This is a genomic window from Ralstonia pickettii (genome assembly GCF_000607165.1).
Lineage (GTDB): Bacteria > Pseudomonadota > Gammaproteobacteria > Burkholderiales > Burkholderiaceae > Ralstonia > Ralstonia holmesii.
The window spans coordinates 498,562-516,459 of record NZ_JFZG01000008.1 but is presented as its reverse complement, the minus strand read 5'-3'; the positions used below and the strand labels follow the sequence as shown (position 1 = coordinate 516,459).

22 protein-coding genes are annotated in these 17,898 nt (G+C 64.8%); 6 read left to right on the top strand and 16 right to left on the bottom strand.

The window, feature by feature from the left end:
- Positions 1-5: 5 nt before the first annotated feature.
- From soxX to BG83_RS0113825, 11 genes are all read right to left on the bottom strand, one after another.
- A complete protein-coding gene (gene soxX / locus BG83_RS0113875) occupies positions 6-680 on the bottom strand; it encodes a sulfur oxidation c-type cytochrome SoxX (protein ID WP_200869045.1) in 675 nt (224 codons plus the stop codon).
- Positions 677-1,477, bottom strand: coding sequence for a sulfur oxidation c-type cytochrome SoxA (gene soxA, locus BG83_RS0113870; protein ID WP_037031862.1), 801 nt, complete (start codon positions 1,475-1,477; stop codon positions 677-679). Before soxA ends, soxX begins: the two co-directional genes overlap by 4 nt.
- Positions 1,478-1,517: 40 nt before the next feature.
- Complete coding sequence (locus tag BG83_RS0113865; RefSeq protein ID WP_024977296.1) at positions 1,518-1,973, bottom strand: DsrE family protein; 456 nt, start codon at positions 1,971-1,973, stop codon at positions 1,518-1,520.
- A gap of 16 nt (positions 1,974-1,989) precedes the next feature.
- On the bottom strand, positions 1,990-2,301 hold the full coding sequence (soxZ, locus tag BG83_RS0113860; protein ID WP_024977295.1) for a thiosulfate oxidation carrier complex protein SoxZ: 312 nt from the start codon (positions 2,299-2,301) through the stop codon (positions 1,990-1,992).
- Between the two features lie 18 nt (positions 2,302-2,319).
- Positions 2,320-2,790 carry a thiosulfate oxidation carrier protein SoxY gene (gene soxY, locus BG83_RS0113855; protein WP_024977294.1) on the bottom strand — a complete coding sequence of 157 codons (471 nt, stop codon included), beginning with the start codon at positions 2,788-2,790 and terminating at the stop codon, positions 2,320-2,322.
- Positions 2,791-2,800: 10 nt separating this feature from the next.
- Positions 2,801-3,148, bottom strand: a complete 348-nt coding sequence (locus BG83_RS0113850) for a c-type cytochrome (protein WP_024977293.1) — start codon at positions 3,146-3,148, stop codon at positions 2,801-2,803.
- 168 nt (positions 3,149-3,316) lie between these two features.
- Positions 3,317-4,204, bottom strand: coding sequence for an EamA family transporter (locus BG83_RS0113845; RefSeq protein ID WP_024977292.1), 888 nt, complete (start codon positions 4,202-4,204; stop codon positions 3,317-3,319).
- Positions 4,205-4,341: 137 nt separating this feature from the next.
- Entirely contained in the window at positions 4,342-5,634 is a 1,293-nt protein-coding gene (locus tag BG83_RS0113840) for an NAD(P)/FAD-dependent oxidoreductase (RefSeq protein WP_024977291.1), read from the bottom strand.
- Complete coding sequence (locus BG83_RS0113835) at positions 5,631-5,987, bottom strand: c-type cytochrome (RefSeq protein WP_024977290.1); 357 nt, start codon at positions 5,985-5,987, stop codon at positions 5,631-5,633. Before BG83_RS0113835 ends, BG83_RS0113840 begins: the two co-directional genes overlap by 4 nt.
- A 133-nt stretch (positions 5,988-6,120) precedes the next feature.
- Positions 6,121-6,939 carry a BON domain-containing protein gene (locus tag BG83_RS0113830; protein ID WP_024977289.1) on the bottom strand — a complete coding sequence of 273 codons (819 nt, stop codon included), beginning with the start codon at positions 6,937-6,939 and terminating at the stop codon, positions 6,121-6,123.
- A gap of 51 nt (positions 6,940-6,990) precedes the next feature.
- Positions 6,991-7,368: a YraN family protein gene (locus BG83_RS0113825; RefSeq protein WP_024977288.1), complete on the bottom strand. Its 378-nt coding sequence runs from the start codon at positions 7,366-7,368 to the stop codon at positions 6,991-6,993.
- A 301-nt stretch (positions 7,369-7,669) separates the two neighbouring features.
- On the opposite strand from BG83_RS0113825, the gene rsmI reads away from it, so the two are divergent.
- Positions 7,670-8,572: a 16S rRNA (cytidine(1402)-2'-O)-methyltransferase gene (rsmI, locus tag BG83_RS0113820; protein ID WP_024977287.1), complete on the top strand. Its 903-nt coding sequence runs from the start codon at positions 7,670-7,672 to the stop codon at positions 8,570-8,572.
- Positions 8,573-8,598: 26 nt separating this feature from the next.
- Here the strand turns inward: rsmI and BG83_RS0113815 are convergent, their stop codons facing one another.
- Complete coding sequence (locus tag BG83_RS0113815) at positions 8,599-9,330, bottom strand: septal ring lytic transglycosylase RlpA family protein (RefSeq protein ID WP_024977286.1); 732 nt, start codon at positions 9,328-9,330, stop codon at positions 8,599-8,601.
- Between the two features lie 201 nt (positions 9,331-9,531).
- Between BG83_RS0113815 and BG83_RS0113810 the strand changes: the two genes are divergently transcribed.
- From BG83_RS0113810 to BG83_RS30095, 3 genes are all read left to right on the top strand, one after another.
- A complete protein-coding gene (locus BG83_RS0113810) occupies positions 9,532-10,188 on the top strand; it encodes an MBL fold metallo-hydrolase (protein ID WP_024977285.1) in 657 nt (218 codons plus the stop codon).
- The gene (locus BG83_RS0113805; protein ID WP_024977284.1) at positions 10,185-10,916 is read left to right on the top strand and encodes an exonuclease; all 732 of its coding nucleotides are present in this window, start codon (positions 10,185-10,187) and stop codon (positions 10,914-10,916) included. The genes BG83_RS0113810 and BG83_RS0113805 overlap by 4 nt, the downstream gene beginning before the upstream one ends.
- A gap of 274 nt (positions 10,917-11,190) precedes the next feature.
- Positions 11,191-11,457 (top strand): hypothetical protein, encoded by a 267-nt coding sequence (locus BG83_RS30095; RefSeq protein ID WP_024977283.1) that lies wholly within the window; start codon positions 11,191-11,193, stop codon positions 11,455-11,457.
- 125 nt (positions 11,458-11,582) lie between these two features.
- On the opposite strand, the gene arsC is transcribed toward BG83_RS30095, so the two are convergent.
- The 4 genes from arsC to alc all read right to left on the bottom strand — a co-directional run bounded on the left by arsC (position 11,583) and on the right by alc (position 15,484).
- Positions 11,583-11,933 carry an arsenate reductase (glutaredoxin) gene (arsC, locus tag BG83_RS0113795; RefSeq protein WP_024977282.1) on the bottom strand — a complete coding sequence of 117 codons (351 nt, stop codon included), beginning with the start codon at positions 11,931-11,933 and terminating at the stop codon, positions 11,583-11,585.
- Positions 11,934-12,581: 648 nt separating this feature from the next.
- The gene (locus BG83_RS0113790; protein ID WP_024977281.1) at positions 12,582-13,856 is read right to left on the bottom strand and encodes a M20/M25/M40 family metallo-hydrolase; all 1,275 of its coding nucleotides are present in this window, start codon (positions 13,854-13,856) and stop codon (positions 12,582-12,584) included.
- Between the two features lie 93 nt (positions 13,857-13,949).
- Positions 13,950-14,477 (bottom strand): ureidoglycolate lyase, encoded by a 528-nt coding sequence (locus BG83_RS0113785; protein WP_024977280.1) that lies wholly within the window; start codon positions 14,475-14,477, stop codon positions 13,950-13,952.
- Entirely contained in the window at positions 14,474-15,484 is a 1,011-nt protein-coding gene (alc, locus tag BG83_RS0113780; protein WP_024977279.1) for an allantoicase, read from the bottom strand. The genes BG83_RS0113785 and alc overlap by 4 nt, the downstream gene beginning before the upstream one ends.
- 343 nt (positions 15,485-15,827) lie before the next feature.
- Between alc and BG83_RS0113775 the strand changes: the two genes are divergently transcribed.
- Positions 15,828-17,165: a C4-dicarboxylate transporter DctA gene (locus BG83_RS0113775; protein WP_024977278.1), complete on the top strand. Its 1,338-nt coding sequence runs from the start codon at positions 15,828-15,830 to the stop codon at positions 17,163-17,165.
- A gap of 37 nt (positions 17,166-17,202) precedes the next feature.
- A complete protein-coding gene (locus BG83_RS0113770; protein WP_024977277.1) occupies positions 17,203-17,898 on the top strand; it encodes a GntR family transcriptional regulator in 696 nt (231 codons plus the stop codon).

Genomic DNA, 17,898 nt, shown 5'->3' with positions numbered 1-17,898 from the left:
CTGGTTCACTGATTCACTGGCGATGCCGGGTCGAACAACAACGCCATCACGTCGCGGATCTGCTGCTCGGTCAGGATGCCCTTGTGCCCGAAGCGCGGCATGTTGGAGCACGCCGCATACGCGTTGGAGTTGTAGATCTTGCCCCAGGTGTAGCGCAGGATCGCTTCCGAATCCCCGCGCAGCTTGCCGTACTGGTACAGCGACGGGCCGATGGTGCCGTAAGACACTTCGTCTTTCGAGAGGCGGTGGCACGCGTAGCAGTTGGCGCCGTTCGCGCCGCCGGCCGGGTCGGAGAACTGCATGCCGCGGCCGTTCTGGGCGGTCTTCTCGCCGGCCTTCCAGTCGCCCAGCCATTTGTCGTCAGCCGGGTAATGGATGGTCTTGAGCTGCGCGTCTTCCAGCTTCTTGGCCACGGCGGCGGGCACGGCGTTGCGGTCGGCAAACTGGCTGCAGATCTTCTGCACGTCGTCGCGCTCGGTCACGCCTTCCACGGTGGCCGGACCCTTGGAGACAAAGCTCTCGTGGATCACCTTGGCGAGCGCGGCGTCGGCCTTTGCGTCGGGCTTGGGCGCGGTGACGGCCTGGGAGGTGGCGTCCGCTGCGTGCGCGGTGCCGGCAGCCAGCGCCAATGTCAGCGCCGTCAGCACGATGGGGGTCAGTCGAGTCATGCGTGGCCTCATCGTTTGATGGACGGCGCGTCCATCTTGCCGCCGTTGGCGTTGCGGGCAAGGAACATCTCCAGCGCGGTGATCACCTCGCTGCCGTAGAGCGGTTCCGGAAAGCGCTGCTGGCGCAGGCAGTCGTACAGCCGGTGCTGCATGGTGCGTACCTCGCCCTGCGAGACGCGATAGCCCGGCCATGTGGAATACGCATAGCGCGCACCGTCGGCGGTCAGCAGATCGGGCAGGTCTTGCAGGCGGATGCGCAAACCCGGCTGGGCATGGCACGTGGCGCAGGCAAAGTCGTACGCGCCGCCACGGTAGAAGAACATGCGGCGGCCGAGTTCGTACACGCGCTTTTCTTCGGGGTGGGCGAGCGGAATGTCGATGGCCGCGCCGCGCGATTCCGAGGCGACGTAGGCCATCAGCCGTTCAATGTCCGACGATTTGCCCGGCGACGAGAACGGCCGCGCCGAAGCCTCTTCCTTGGTCAGCCCCTGCAGCGTCATGCGGCAATACATGAGGCGCTGTTCGGCGTCCATCACGCGGCCGGTGTCTTTGAAGAAGCGCGGCAGCTTGGCGTAGGCGCCCTTCACCACGCCGGGGCCGAGGCCCAGGTCGCACGCTTCGAGCGAGGCCTGCTTCGGGCCGGCGGGCTTCTTCCAGAGTTCTTCGCCAGCGGCTTCCCAGAGTTCGGCCGGATTGCCGTCAGCCAGCATTTCGCGGTACTGCGCGATGCCGGCGGCGGTGCTGTCCTTGGCATCCTGCGCGGATGCCATCACGGCGCCGCCGGCTGCCAACGCCGCAGCCAGCACCATCGTCCATGTCTTGTGTTTCACGGTCCCCTCCGTGGGTCGCCTACGGTTTGATATAGGCGAAACCTTCTTCCTGCTGCAAGCGCGTGATTTCCACCACACCGGCGGGCACCACCTTGGCTTCGAGCAGCAGCTTGTCTTCCGGCACCTTGAAGGCCATCAGCGAGTTATGGCACACGCGAAACTCCACGCCCATGGCGGCCAGCGCGGCCACCGGCGCATCAAACGGGCGGCCTTGCGCATCCTTGGCGCCTTCAACCATAAACTCGATGCCGTGGCCGAAGGCCACCACCACGATCTTCGTGCCGGGCGCACCGTTCAGATGGTTGCGCAGGTTGCCGATGGCGCGCATGGCCTGGTCGATGCCTTCGCTCAACTGGTAGACCACCTTGTAGCGGGCACCGGCGCCGCCAGCGCGCGGGGCATTCTGGGCAGCGGCCTTGCCGGCCACACCCAAGGCCGCCAGCGCGGCGGTCACACGGAAGAAGCTGCGTCGCATTTGGGCCTCCGGGCCTTTACTGGATAGACGTCTCGTCGGTGCGCTTGTCGCCGTGGTTGTCGACCCACGTGACCGTAACCTTGTCGCCCTTGGCGCCGCCCTTGAACTTGAAATTGAGGAACGGATCTTTCGACACGGCGGGGCCGAACTGCGCGTCGAGCACCGTCTTGCCGCTGTGCAGCACCGTCACGTTGGTGATGTGCCAGGCTGGCACGACCTTGCCGGACGCGTCTTTGCGCTGGCCGGTTTCCATGTCGTGCTTCATCAGGATCTTCACGTCGGTGGTGCCGCCGTTTTCCATTGCGCGAATGCGCATCGGGTCTGCCATGGTGTGTTCTCCTGATGTTTAACCGCCGCAGCCACCAAGGGTGACCTTTACTTCCTTAGCTGCCAGCACCCATTTGCCGTTGGCGCGCACGGCGGCGTAGACCTGCGAGGTCTCGCCCATCTTCACGCGCGTGCTGACAAACGGGTCGGTGCCGGCCGGAATGGCGAACGTTGCGGCCAGCGTGTTCGGGTTCTTTTCAACCAGAATGGCGATGAGGTCGGTGCCGGGCAGCGTGCTCGTCACGACCAGCGGCACCACGGCGCCGTTTTCTGCGATGTCCGGTGCGGTGAGCTGGATGCCGGCGCCGCCCTTTTCAACCGCGCCGCCGCCCAGTTGCTTGAGCACTTCGTTCACGCCCTTGACGGCAAAGGCGGCCTTGTTCCATTCGGCTGCCTGGGCCGGCGTGGCGATGCCGGCGGACACCAGCAGCGCCATCATGGCGCCAGCGCGCAGCACGTCGCGGCGGCTCAGGTTGATTGCATCATTCATCGTCCGTTCCTCACTTGGCCGGGGCGCCTGCGAGCACCCAGTCGATCACGGTTTTCAGATCGGCATCGGCGATCTTCGGATTGGCCGGCATCGGGATCTGGCCCCAGTTGCCCATGCCGCCTTCGCGCACCTTCTTGATGAGCCTGGCTTGCGCGCCGGCATCGCCCTTGTATTTGGCGGCAACGTCCTGGTAGGCCGGGCCAACGAGCTTGCGGTCTACGGCGTGGCAGCCCATGCAGGCGTTCTGGTTGGCGATGGACAGCGCGCGGGCAGCGTCAACGGTGGCCAGCGCGGGCGTGGCGGACAGCGCCAGGCCGGCCAGCACCGCCGCAGCGGCGAGCGTGGGGGCGAACTTCATGTGGTCTCCAGAAGACGAGGCTGCCCGCATGCGTGTGCGGGCCAATGGTCGCAGGGGTAGGGATTGGACCCGGTATTGTGCCCGAAGTAGGCCAAATCCTATGTCGCCCCCACAGCAAAACGCCCGGTACCTTTCGGCCCGGGCGCTTGCTGCTGATGGGGTGCGGCGTCAGGCCATCGCCCGCCGCGCCGCCAGCCGGCCGCCAAATACGTTGAGCAGCAGCCCGGCCATCACCACCGCACCGCCCAGCCATTGGGCGGGCACGAGGCGCTCGCCCAGCAGCACGGCGGCAGACACCAGCCCCACCACCGGCACCAGCAGCGTGAGCGGCGCGACCTGGCTGGCTGCGTAGCGCGCCAGCAGGCGGCTCCACAGGCTGTAGCCGAAGATGGTGGCACCAAAAGACAGGTAGACGATCGCGCCGATGCTCGACCCACTGATGTTCGCCAGGCTATGCGCAATCTGCTCCGGCCCCTCCAGCCAGTACGACAGCAGGAAGAACGGAATCGGCGGGATGGCGGCGCCCCACACCACCAGGCTCACCACGTTCACTGGCCCGATCCGCTTGGTGACGATGTTGCCGCTGGCCCACGAAAACGCCGCGCACAGCGTCAGCAGGAAACCGGCGGTGGTCATGCCCGTGACCGAGCCGCCACCCGCCATGCCGATGATCGCCAGCCCGCCCGCCGCCACCGCCATGCCCGCCAGATGGAACCAGCGGATCGGCTCGCGCAGCACGATGGCGGCAATCGTCAGCGTAAAGAACGCCTGCGATTGCAGCACCAGCGAGGCCAGCCCCGCCGGCATGCCCACATACATGGCGGAGAACAGGAACGCGAACTGCCCGAAGCTGATCGTGGCGCCATAGGCGACCAGCCACTTGAGCGCGATCTTGGGGCGTGGCACGAACAGCACGGCCGGAAACGCGACCAGCGCAAAGCGCAGCGCACCCAGGAGCATAGGCGGCACGCCATGCAGGCCCACCTTGATGACGACGAAGTTGACGCCCCACACCAGCACAACGGTCAGGGCCAGCAGCAGATCCTTGGGAGACATGATGATCGGAAGGTTCGGACGGCCGCCCGTGCGGCCAGATGACGCACTGTAGGCGCGGGCCGCTTACACGACTTGCACAATCTTGCGCATTGTTTGTGCCCGGGGCCTCACCTTCTGCGTCACCTTCAGCCTCACATTCAACCGAGCACGTCCGACCAGATGGCGCGGCTCCAGCCCTGCGCCAGCTTGCCCTCCGCTGCGGAAGGCGCCTCGGAAAGCCCGCCGGCGCCGGGCACGGTCACCATGGTGTGCTCCGCCGCGTCGTAGCGGTGCACGGTCGCCACGTGCATCGCCTCTTCCGGGGTGGCAAAGCTGTAACAGGTGTTGGTGTACAGCGGTGATGCATCGGGCGCGTGGCCGGCCAGCATCGCGACCACGGCGGCGGCGGCCACCTTGCCGTGCTGGTTGGCCATGTGGCCCGACTTGGGCATCAGCGGCGCGGTCTGGATGGCATCGCCAATCACATGCACGCCCGGCGCCACCTTCGATTCGAACGAGAGGAAGTCCACCTCGCACCAGCGCCCGTTGGCCGTCGCCAACCCGGCTTGCACGGCAATCGCGCCGGCACGCTGCGGCGGGATCAGGTTGACGACATCGGCCTGCACGTCGTCTTGAACATCGAACTTGAGCACGCGGCCCGTGGCATCGATGTCGACGGCGTTGTATTGCGGGCGATATTCAATGTGCTGTGGATAACGTTCGGCCCACACGCGCTTGAACAGCGCACCTTTGGAGGTGACGTCGTCGTTGGCATCGAGGATGAGCACGCGCGAATCCGGCTTGGCGCGCTGCAGCCAATGGGCGATCAGGCACGCGCGCTCGTATGGCGCGGGCGGGCAGCGGTACGGCGCCAGCGGAATGCTGATCGCCACCGTGCCGCCGTTGGGCATGGCTTCGAGCCGATGGCGCAACGCCAGCGTCTGCATGCCGGCCTTCCATGCGTGCGGCGCCTGCGCGGCAGTGCCCGCATTGGCGAGACCCGGGATTGCTCCCGGCACGAAGTCGATACCGGGGGAGAGGATCAGCCGGTCGTAATCGAGCGTGCCGCCGCCGGTCAGCCGCACCTGCTTTGCGCCAAGGTCGATGGCCGATACGCGATCGCGCACCCACCGCACGCCGTGGCGCTCAACCAGCGCGTCATACGGCACGGTGATCGAAGCCATGTCGCGGTCGCCCGACAGCACGAGATTCGACAGCGGGCACGAGACGAACGCGGCGTTCGGCTCAACCAGCGTCACGTCGACATGGCCACCGGAAAACACGCGCACATACTTGGCTGCCGTCGCACCGCCATACCCGCCGCCAACCACTACAACGCGCGCATTGCGCACACCCGACAGCGATGCACATGCGGCCAGCGGCCCGGCCAGCGCGGACACCCCAAGCGCGCGCAAGACTGCGCGTCGATCCTTGCGCAGCGATTCACTCATGGCGCCTCCTGCGATTGGCGCGACAGCCAGCCGGCAATGGCAACGATCTGCGCATCGTCGTAACCGCGAGCGATCTGGCCCATCACCGTGGCCGGACGCGTGCCGTTGCGGAATGCCTGCATCGCGTCGATCAGCTCGGCCTGCGAGCGGCCTGCGAGCGGTAGCAACGTCTGCGCAGGGAGCTTGGCACCGGGCGCGGTATCGGCGTGATGGCAGCTTGCGCACGTGGCGGCCCAGGTGCGGGCTTGCAGATTGGTGGGCGGGCGATCAGCCGCATGGGCCATATCGGGCACAGGGGCAGTAAGCAGCGTCGCAAGCAATGCTGCGGTGGCAAGGCGGTGGACGACGGGCATCGGGGGGCTGCGAAGTCGCGGAAGCGTCATACGCTAACACGCACGGCCTGCCATGTGCCCTGTGATGCGCGCAGCCAACAAAAAACGCAGCACGGTGGCTGCGTTCCTTGCGAGGCGATGTTGCGGACGTGGCTTACGGCAATTGCTTGCCCGGCGGCAGCGCCGGCGAGTTGGTCGGCGACACGGTCACGCCAGGCGAGGCCGATGTGACGGGTGCCGGGGCCTGCGTGGCCGTCGGCGTACCTTGCGCCGGCGCCGGGGTGCCTTGCGACGCATCAGGCGCCGTCGACGCGTTGGTCGACGTGGCATTGGCGTCCAGGCGCTTGCGCTCGTCTTCGCTCACGTAGTCGAACACCTTGACGACCTTGTTCACGCCGCCCACCGTGCGCACGGCTTCGGTGGCCTTGTTGCCTTCGGCCTCGGTTACCACGCCCATCAGGAAGACGGTCTGTGCTTCGGTCGTCACCTTGATGGAGTTCCAGGGCACGCCTTCCGTGCCGGCCAGCACGCTCTTCACCTTGGTGGTGATGTACGTATCGTTGGTGCGCGAGCCGAAGGTGCTCGACACCGGCGTCACCACGATCTCGTTGACGACCTCACGCGCGTTCTGCAGCTTCTGTGCGTATTGGCCGATCTCCTGCTTGGTCTGCTCGGTGCCGGCCTCGCCGGTCAGCAGGACCTTGCGGTTGTAGACCGTCACGTTCACGTGGGCACGGCCGTCGTAGCGCGAGATCAGCGTGTTCTCGGCTTCCATCTGCAGGCCGCGGTCGATGGTCTGGGTGGCGGTCGGGCGGCGGTCGGTCGCGAGCGCCACGCCGCCGGCCACGGCGCCGGCAAACAGCGGGAAGCAGGCGGTCAACTGCGTTGCGGTAATGCCGGCCAGAGCGGCCAGCACGGCGGTGCGCTTGACCGTGTGACGGAAGCGGGCAAACGTAGGCGACGAGAGTTTCATGCTGTCCTTGAATGAAGTCCGGAAGAAAGAAGAGCGAGGTTCATGCGAGGTTTAGGCGTCGGCACCGAAGGCATCGCGCATCCATTCGATACGCGCACCATCGATGGCGATAACGTCAAAACGGCAGGCGGGCACGTCTTCAGCCTGCCGCGCGAGAAAATCTTCGGCCGCAGCAATCAGGCGACGCTGCTTGGCGGGCGTGACGCTCGCGGCCGCCCCGCCAAAACGCTGCGCGGAGCGCGCCACGCGGGCACGCACCTCGACAAACACGAGCGCGCCGGCCGCATCGCGCATCACCAGATCGATCTCACCGCCCTTGCAGCGATAATTGCGGCTGACCACCGCCAGCCCGCGCGCCTGCAGGTAGCGCAGCGCACGGTCTTCACCGGCTTCACCGGTGGCGGCTGTGATGGTCTGCGGCGCATGCATGTGCGGTTTAAACCTAAGGCCTGTCTTCATATGAAACGTGCGCGCGCAAGGGGAATCTGGGCCGCAGGGCTCGGCGCGGCCGGCGCCGCTTGGTCGTTCCAAGCAAGCCGGCTGCAACAACGCCGTGTAACCCAAATTCCCCTTGCCCTCCGGGTTGACCCAAGCCGGGGCCATCTACTTTGTCGGGCACCTTGCAAAGGGAATAACCCTTTGCGGCGGTACCCTTCGCGTATCTGACCCCGGCTTGGGTCAACGCGCGTACGTTTTATATGAAGACAGGCCCAAACTGAGAGAAGTTCTCGTGAGTGATCCTGACTGGACCCTGCTGGCGCATGACCAGCACTATCCCGCCGGCGCATTATATGTGGTGGCCACCCCCATCGGGAACGCTGCCGATGTGTCGCTGCGGGCGCGCTACGTGCTGGGCCTCGTCGACGCGGTGGCCTGCGAAGACACGCGCAACACCGGGCAACTGCTCAATCGGCTGGGGCTGTCGCGACCGATGCTCGCGGCGCACCAGCACAACGAGCGAGAAGCCGCTGCACGCATCGTCGCGCGCTTGGCGCAGGGCGAGCGCATCGCCTATGTGTCCGATGCGGGCACGCCCGGCGTATCGGACCCGGGCTCGCGCATTGTCGAGGCGGTGCGCGCGGCGGGCCAGCGCGTGATTCCGCTGCCGGGCGCCAGCGCCGCGGTGACGGCGCTTTCCGCCGCGGGCGAATTGCTGGACACGTCGGAGGGGCAGTTCACCTTTGTCGGCTTCCTGCCGCCCAAGGCCGGGCAACGCGATGCGGCCATCCGCCAATGGGCGGCGCACGGGCCGGCATGGGTTCTGTACGAGGCACCGCATCGCATTGAGGCCACACTCGCCGCGTTGGCCGAGCACTTGCCCGCGCGACGCATCCTGATCGGGCGCGAGTTGACCAAGCTGTTTGAGCAGATCGTCGTGCTGCCTGCTGCGCAGGCACCTGCATGGCTTGCCGCCGATGCCACGCACGGCAAGGGCGAATTCGTGTTGGTGGTGGAAGGCGCAGGCGCGCAGGACGCGGCACCGACCGCGATGGCGGCGGATCAGGTGTTGCGTCTGCTGTTGGCCGAGCTGCCCGCCAAGCGCGCTGCCAAGCTGGCGGGCGCGATTACGGGCGCGTCGGTCGACACGCTGTATCAGAGCGCGCTGGCGCTGAAAAACGAAGGGAAGGACTGAGGCAGGAAGGCGGTTGATTCAGCGGCTCAGCGGCGCTTGGCGCGACGCTTGATCGCCTTCTTCTTGACCGGTGCGGGCTCGTCACCGCCCACATCGGCATCGCCATCGTTGCTGGCGACATCGGTTTGCGTCAGCTCAGGACGCAGCGCTTCGACTTCAGCGCGCGACAGGCGGCGGATTTCCACCTGCGTCGAACCGCGCTTGACGAAGTCGAGTCGCTTGGCTGCGGCATACGACATGTCGAGGATGCGCTTGCCATAGTACGGGCCGCGATCCGTCACCTTGGCTACGACCACGCGGTCGTTGGCGAGGTTACGCACCAGCACCCAGCTCTGTAGCGGCAGCGACGGATGCGCCACCGTGAAGGCGTTCATGTTGAAGCGCTCGCCGCTGGCGGTGCGGCGGCCGTGGAAGCCGCGGCCGTACCAGGAGGCCAGGCCGCGCTGTTCGAACGTGCCGAGGTCGGCGCGCAGGCCGGGGCTCGTATCGGTGTTCTCGTCGAGCTTGAGGCTGCTCGAATCCGGCACGCCACGGAACGACAGCGTGCCCCAGGCATCGGGGTTGTCGCGCGGGTCGGCAACCTTCAGCGCGGGCGCTGCAGGCTTGCTGGCCTGGAGACCGGATTGCCCACCCACGGGCGGCTCGCCAGGAATGGCGGCACAGCCCGCCAGCACCAGCAGCGCGGTGCCATGCGTCAGCCAGGCACGCAGCGTGCGGCCGGCCGAACGGCTGGAATTGAGGGGGGTCAACTTAAGCATGGCCGCGAGTCTAACATGCATGCTTCGATCGATTATTTACATTTCCTATTAAAACGATCCCATCATGCTGTCATCTCACATCAATTTTGTAATATTTTCTTTCTGATGTAACAGCACACCCCGCGAGCCCAGTGCTGGCGCGGGCTCGGGCCGATACAATCGGGTTATCCCTGCCATGTGCAAATGCGCACACAAGATCACATGAAAGTCGTTGTCGTCCCCGTTACGCCGTTTGAACAGAACTGCACGCTGCTGATTGGCGACGATGGTGCTGCCGCCGTCACCGATCCGGGCGGCGATATCGAACGCATCCTGGCCGCCGCCCAGCAGCACGGCGCGCGCATCGAAAAAATCCTGCTCACGCATGGCCACGTCGACCACTGCGCCGCCGCCGATGCCCTGCGCACGCAGCTTGGCGTGCCCATCGAAGGGCCGCAGAAGGATGAGGCGTTCTGGATCGATCAGCTGCCGATGCAGAGCCAGCGCTTTGGGTTCCCGCCCGCCAAGGCGTTCGTGCCCGACCGCTGGCTGGAAGACGGCGACACCGTGGAAGCCGCCGGCCGCACGCTGCAGGTGTTCCACTGCCCTGGCCACACACCCGGTCACGTGGTGTTCTTCAGCGCGGAAGATCGCGTTGCCATCGTTGGCGACGTGCTGTTCGCGGGGTCGATCGGCCGCACGGATTTCCCGCGCGGCAACCATGCAGACCTGATCAACGCGATCCGCACCAAGCTCTGGCCGCTCGGCGACGACGTCACGTTTGTGCCGGGCCATGGACCAGTCTCGACTTTTGGTGAGGAGCGTGCCAGCAACCCGTACGTCGCCGATCGCCTGTTTGCCAACGAAGGCTCAGCATGAGCGGGACCACCAACGACAGCGCCAAGGACAGCGCCAACGAGAGCGACGACCCCTTCGCCGACAGCGCGCCCGCTGCGCCGGCGGACAAGCCCCGCCGCAAGCGCGGCAACCAACCGCCCGACACGCGGCCCGAAATCTACGTCAGCACCGACATCGAGGCCGACGGCCCCATCCCCGGCCCGCATTCGATGCTGAGCTTCGCCAGCGCGGCGTACCTGGCCGACAAGACGCTCGTCGGCACGTTTGAAGCGAACCTGCAAACGCTGCCCGGCGCCGAAGGCCATCCGATCCAGATGCAATGGTGGAAAACGCAGCCCGAGGCGTGGACTGCGTGCCGCGCCAACCTCGAAGCGCCCGAGGTGGCCCTGCCGCGTTACGTGGAATGGGTCGAGAGTCTGCCCGGCAAGCCCGTGTTCGTGGCGTTTCCAGCCGGCTTCGATTTCACGTTCATGTTCTGGTACATGATGCGTTTTGCCGGGCGCTCGCCGTTTGGCTGGGCGGCGCTCGACATCAAGACGCTGGCCTTTGCGCTCACGGGCATGCCGTATCGGCGCAACGTCAAAGCGGCTTTTCCCGAGCACTGGCACGACCCGCTGCCCCATACGCATATCGCGCTGGATGACGCAAAGGAGCAAGGCACGCTCTTCTGCAACATGCTGGCCGAACTGCGCAAGCGCGAAGCCGAGCGCGCCGCCGCACAAATGCCCCACCAATCTGCTCAGGATTGAGCGCCGCGCACATCACGCAGTTGGCGAAGACCCGCACGCGGTTTGCCTCTTGCCCGCGTGATGCGCGCACCATGCCGCAACGCAACTTGCGGCGCCGCAAACCCCCGTCTACGCTGGGCTTGTGCGAGCGACCAGACGACTGCGCCACCCGGCGCCGACAAGCAAAGCCACTCGCATACGCCATTTGCTTGCCGTATCGTTTTCGGGCCGCACGTGCCCCCGACGCCGGTGCGTGCCGGCGTCGGCTATCAGCCAACAACGGGGAGGTACCGCGATGCGATTTTCCCGTGACGCGTTTGACACGCAACACTTGCGAGCGATGACGGAGCGCTTGCATTGGCATCGCAAATCATCTGCGAAGGCGGTTCCGTTGAGCATGCGTGCGCAGCATCTGCATCACACGCACAGCAACGCACACCACGACGCAGACGTCATGAAAGTCGCCATGGTCTCGACCGCGGCGGCGCTGGCAGTGGTGCTTGCCGCCCTGCTGGCAGTTGGCTTCGGGTCAGAAATGGCCCGATGGATGGGCCTGGAATAAACCGGTGCCCTTGCGCGTCTTGACGGACGCAGCCCCGGCCCTCGCGCAAAGCGAGATACGGCCACCCCTGAACGGCCTGTCCGATGGAAATCGGCAGGCCGTTCAACTTTGTGGGCCGTGGTGAATTACTTCAGAAACGCGTCGAGCGCCTCGGGCGTGCGACCGATGGTGGCGCGGCCGTTGCGAACGAGCACCGGACGCTGCAGCAGCTTCGGATGTGCTGCGATGGCCTTGAGCAGCGCGTCGTCCGAGGCATCGGCCAGATTGAGCTGCGCGTACTCGTCTTCGTTCTCGCGGATCAGGCTACGCAGCGGTGTGTCGAGTTGCGCTGCGAGCTTCTTGAGGTCAGCCAGCGTGGGTGGCGTCGTCAGGTATTCGATGACGTCGAGTTGTTCTCCGTTTTTTGCGGTAAAGGATTGCGCTTGTTCGAGGGCGGCGCGGGATTTGGAGCAGCGGGGGTTGTGGTAGATCTGCATGGGTTTTGGGCTCTAGGCCCTCTTGTTGGCTTGATGGAACGTGCTGCAATCTTAAGGGCTGGCGCTTGGTGGCTGGTTTCGTGGTTGGTGTTGGGGGGATTCGTGCTTTTTGTTTTTGTGGTGCATCCCTTGTTTCATCCCCTGCCGGGGCTGACCCACTTTCTTTGGTCTTGCCCAAAGAAAGTAAGCAAAAGAAATGCGCGCCTGAGATGGCGAAAGATTCCTTGAATTTATGTCGCAGGGAGGGGAAGGGAAAAACTCGCTGCGCTCAAACAGTTTCCCTTCCTTTTTCCTCCCTGCAACAGAAATTCAAGGCGCCATCTAAGGCAGGAAAGTCAAAGGCCAAACCATCTCAGCGCCAGCCCAAACGACAAAGGCCAACCGCGCGATGGGTTGGCCTTTCTCTTTTGACGTTGAGCCCTTGATGGCGCCTTGAATTTTTGTGAGCGGGCGGATAAAGGAAGGAGGCCTGTTTGAGCGAAGCGAGTTTGCCTCCTTCCCCGCACGGTCACACAAATTCAAGGGGATGTCGCCATCTCGGGCGCGCCTTTCTTTTGCTTACTTTTCTTTGGAAGACAAAGAAAAGTGAGTCGGTCCCGGCAGGGAACGAAAAGGGGATGGACCACCAAGGCAAAAACAAAACAACAATCACCCACCCAACAACTCCCCCACAGCGCACCCCACCACCACAGTCGCGCCCCGCAGATCATTCAACCGGAGGTTTTCATCCGTGTTGTGCCCACGCGCTTCCATCAATGTCCGCGGTCCCGCGCCATACAGTACCGTCGGCACGCCATGCGCCGTGTAATGCCGGGCATCGGTATACAGCGGCACGCCGTGCACCGGCACATCCCCGCCAAACACGGCCAACGCATGCCGCCGTAGCGCGCCAATCAGCGCTTCCACGCCCGGCAGCTCAGCAAGCGGCTCTGCCAGCAGAATGCGTTCGATCGAAACCTCGATCCCCGGTCGTTCTGCCGCCGCGCGCTCGATCACTGCGCGCAGTTCGCCTTCTGCATCGCGCCCGGCTTCTTCAGGAATCATCCGGCGGTCAATGCGGAACGTCACCAGATCGGGCACCACGTTGGTGTTGATGCCACCCTGGATCAACCCGACGTTGAGCGTTGCGTGGTCGATGCCCGGCACGGCGGATTTGCGCGTCGCGAGTTCCGCGCGATATGCATATACGGCCTGCAGGATATGTGTGGCCGCCTCGATGGCGTCGATGCCCGTATGCGGCATGGCGGCGTGCGCCTGCTTGCCGCGCACCGTCACCTGCACGTGCAGGCAGCCGTTGTGCGCCGAGGTGATGCCATACGCAAAACCCGCCGAGATCGCGTAATCGGGCTTGCTCAGGCCTTGATCCAGCAGCCACTTCGGGCCGATGTCGCCGCCGGTTTCTTCGTCGTATGTGAAGTGCAGTTCGACCGTGCCGTTGAGCTTCGCGCCACGCTTCTCAGCCTCGATCAGCGCGAGCAGCGCCCACGTGTAGGTTGCAAAGTCCGACTTGGACACCGCCACGCCGCGGCCGAACATGGTCGGGCCGTGTTCGGTCTCGACGATCTCGCCACCGTACGGGTCGTGCGTCCAGCCCAGGCCGGGCGGAACGACATCGCCGTGTGCGTTCATGGCGACCGTGGGGCCGCCGCTGCCGAACGTGTGGCGCACGATCAGGTTGGTGGCGCTGACCATGCCGGCGGCGCGTACCTGCGCCTGCGGCACGGCATGCGCCTCGACCGTCAGGCCCAGCGCCTCCAGCAACGCCTTGGCGCGCGCGGCATGCGGTGCGCAATCGCCGGACGGGTTGTCCGACGGCACCTTCACCAGCTCACGCAGGAAATCAATCTGCTGCGCGTGCGCGGCCTCGACAAACGCGCGGATGTCCGCATCGATGCCGGGGGTGGCGAGTTGAGCCTGGGTCATGTCGATGTCTCCCTGCTTGTAGTGGGACGGAGATTGAAAGTGACTGAGCCCCCGTTGTGCGGGGGCTCAGGATTGGCGCGGATGACGCGATGCTTACTGCGCGGCCTGCATGGCGTCGGCGGTCAACCACACCGATTCGGCCAGGTCTTGCTCGTCGCAGTTGTGGCCTTCGCCACCACGGTCGACGACGAGGAAATCGCTCACCTCGCCCAGGGCCAGCAGCGGGTGATGCCACACGCCGCGCGCGTAGTTCACGCCTTGCCAGCCACGCGAGACGAACGCGCGCAACTTGGACGGGTCCAGCTCGCCTGCCGGCGCCACAACCACCAGATACGGCTTGTCGTTCTGCGGGATGAACGCCTGGCTTCCACGCGGATGGCGCTCCAGCATCTTGACCTCGAACGGCAGCGTGCGCGGCTGGCCACGGAACAGGCTGATCAGCGCGCGGCCGCCCTCGCCCACATCCACGTTGGCGAGGTCATGAAAGCGGGTGGTCGTGCCCTGGTTGATGGGAAATTGCTTGGCCCCTTCCAGCTCGATCACATCGCCGAACGGCGCAAAAGCTTCGCGCGTGAGCGGCTCGATGGTCAGCGCAACGCGTGCGGCGGTCTCTTGGCTCATTCGAGCACCCCCCACAGGCGCAGACGCGACACACCGCCATCCGGGAACATGTTGAAACGCACGTGCGTCACGATGCCGAGGTCGGCGATTTCCGCTTCGTAGTAGTGCTGCAGATCCATTTGCAGCTTTTGCTCGGGCAGCAGCGTCTGCCAGAACATCGCTTGCGTCTTCAGCGAGCTGTCAGTGCCGCCCACCACGCGCGCGGCCTGGATGGAAACGCGATCAGCAAAGTTGCCCTTGAAGTGCGCGGTGTCGACTTCGATCTTGCGGATGCGGCCCGGGTTGGCCAGGGCGATCACGCACCAGTCGTTGCCCGGTTCGCGGCGCCGGCGCGTTTCCCAGCCGTCGCCCATGTTCACGCCACGGCCTGGCATCAGCATGCGCGAGGCCGGCCCGAAGTGTTCGTTGTTGGCTTCGACCACATAGGCGCCGTTTTCCATGGCGGCCAGGTCGAACAGCTTGGTGCGATCAGCACCCTTCCAGTCGACTTGCGGCTGGCCGTACACGCGCAGGCGCGCGATGCCGCCGTCCGGGAAGATGTTCACGCGCAGGTGCGTGAAGGCTTGCGTGCTCGTCACGGCCACGTAGGCGTGGCTGTTGCCTTGCAGCGTCGTCGACGGAACGATTTCGGTCCACTGCGTGGCTTCGGTCGGCTCGCCATCCGGCAGATAAGCGGCTTCAATGGAAGCGGCCGGAGGGAAGTTGCCGGTGAAGTGGCTGGTGTCGATATCCACACCTTTCACGACGCCCGGGCGGGCCAGGCGGACGATGCAGTGGTCATAGCCACCGTTGCGGCGACGGCGCGTTTCCCAGCCATCCATCCACTTGCCGTGGTCGTCGTACTTGCCCGGAATGAAGACCGCCGGCTCGGGGTTGAGCATGCGGTCTTTCGGCGCGAAGAATTCGTCGGTCGCGAACGTGGCCTCTGCGCCAAGGCGGGGGTCCGCCAGGTTCGGATATCGGCGCGTGAAATCCGGCGCGTTCGGATCGAGCGTGGGCATCGCCATGTGGAACTCCTTGGTATTTGTCTCTGGATGTTATACGGCCGCCCCATCGAACAAAAACAGCGAGTAAGAACACTCGAAACTGTAGCGATGGGAACGCCGGAAGTGCAGCGTAGATGGCGGAAGCACAAGGCTTCGCGGGACTGCATGAGTCGATCCTAGCATGTGAATTCAAAAATTGCATACAAAAATTGGATCGCCTATGATGCCGTCAACGCTCAACAATTCATCGCGACAATTTGTTGCGACGCAGCGAGCGAAACAAGGCCGTGACGACAATCGCAACCAACTGAATTAGACGATTGGGCACGGCTTGAGACACCAGTAATCCAAAGGAGGATTCACCATGCAACGCTTTACGCGCCCGTTGTTCGGGCAGGTTTTGATTGCCCTGGCGGTGGGCATCGCGCTGGGCATCTGGGCGCCGGAGTTTGCGCAGAAACTGCAGCCGCTTGGCGATGGTTTTCTGAAGCTGATCAAGATGCTGATCGCGCCGATCGTGTTCTCGGTGGTGGTGGTGGGCATCTGCGGCGCCGGCGAGCTGAAGAAGGTTGGGCGCGTAGGCGGCAAGGCCGTCATCTACTTTGAAATCGTCACGACGATTGCGCTGGCACTGGGCATTGCGCTGGCCTATCTGTTCGGGCCGGGCCACGGCATGAATGTGGATCCGAAGACGCTCGATCCGGCAGCCATGGCGTCGTACATGACGACCGCCAAGCAGGTGGAATCGACCGGCGTTGCAGCGTTCTTCCTCAAACTGATTCCCGATACGTTCGTCAGCGGTTTTGTGAAGGGCGACATCCTGCAGGTGCTGCTGGTATCGATCCTGTTCGGCTGCTCGCTGTCGTTGCTGGGTGAGCGGACCAAGCCGCTGGTCAACCTGATCGATCAGCTCTCGCATGTGCTGTTCCGCATGATGGCCGTGATCATCCGTCTGGCACCGCTGGGCGTGCTGGGCGCGGTGGCCTTTACCGTCGGCAAGTACGGCGCGGGCTCGCTCAAGCAGCTTGGCTTCCTGGTGCTGCTGTTCTATGTCGCAGTGGCGCTGTTCGTGTTCGTCGTGCTCGGCACCATCCTGCGCCTGGCGGGCTTCAACATCTTCAAGCTGATCCGCTTCCTGCGCGCTGAACTGCTGGTGGTGCTGGGCACGGCTTCGTCCGACGCGGTGCTGCCGTCCATCATGAACAAGCTGGAGAAGATGGGCATCAAGCGCTCGGTGGTCGGCCTGGTCATCCCGACCGGCTACTCATTCAACCTCGATGCGTTTTCGATCTACCTGACGCTGGCGGCCGTGTTCATCGCACAGGCAACCAACACGCCGCTGGCGCTGCAGGATCTGCTGCTGATCCTGGGCGTGGCGCTCGTCACTTCCAAGGGCGCGCACGGTATTCCGGGTTCGGCGATCGTGATTCTGGCGGCCACACTGTCGGTCATTCCGGCCATTCCGGCGATCGGCCTGGTGCTGGTGCTCTCCGTCGACTGGTTCATCGGCATTGCCCGTGCGCTGGGCAACCTGATCGGCAACTGCGTCGCCACCGTCGTCATCGCAGCGTGGGAAAAGGACATCGACCGCGTGCGCGCCAATGCGGTGCTCGACGGCAAGATCGACATCACCGAAGAAGGCGAAGCGATTGCGCACAGCCACGGTGTGGCCGCGGCCGCCCACACGCTGCCGCATGCCTGAAGCGGCGCTACTGTCGGACGGCGGTAAAATCGGCGCCATGACCGAAACCACCGCCGCCGACATCTCCTCCGAAGGCATTGCCGATGACATCGCCCAGGCGATCGTCGCGCATCGGCTGCCGCCGGGCACCAAGCTGCGCGAAGAGGCGCTGGCGCGGGTCTACCACGTCAGCCGCACGAAGATTCGCGCAGCGCTGCTGATGCTGGCCAAGGACAAGCTGATCCGCATGGAGCCGGATCGCGGTGCATTCGTCGCCAAGCCGGATGAGACCGAGGCGCGCGAAGTGTTTGCCGTGCGCCGCGTGCTGGAAGTGGCGCTGGTGCGCGAGTTCATCGCCAAAGCGACCCCCGCCGATTACAAGCGGCTGGAGAAGCACCTGGCCGAAGAACACAAGGTGGCGGCAAGCGGCGACTTGTCTGACGTCCCGCGCCGCAATCGCCTGATGGCCGACTTTCATCTTTTGATGGCCGACGTGGTCGGGAACAGCGTGCTCAAGGAGATGCTGTATGAGCTTTCCGCCCGCAGCTCGGTGATCACGATGATGTACCAGTCGACGTACGACGCCGTGCGTTCGTCCGACGAACACACTGCTTTCCTGGACGCCGCCAAGCGCGGTGACGTGGAAGGCGCCATCGCACTGATGGAAGAGCACATGGCGCACACCGAGGCGTCGCTCAAGTTCGAATCGCCGGGCGGCCGGGCGACGGATCTCGTAGCCGCCCTCCTCGCCTGA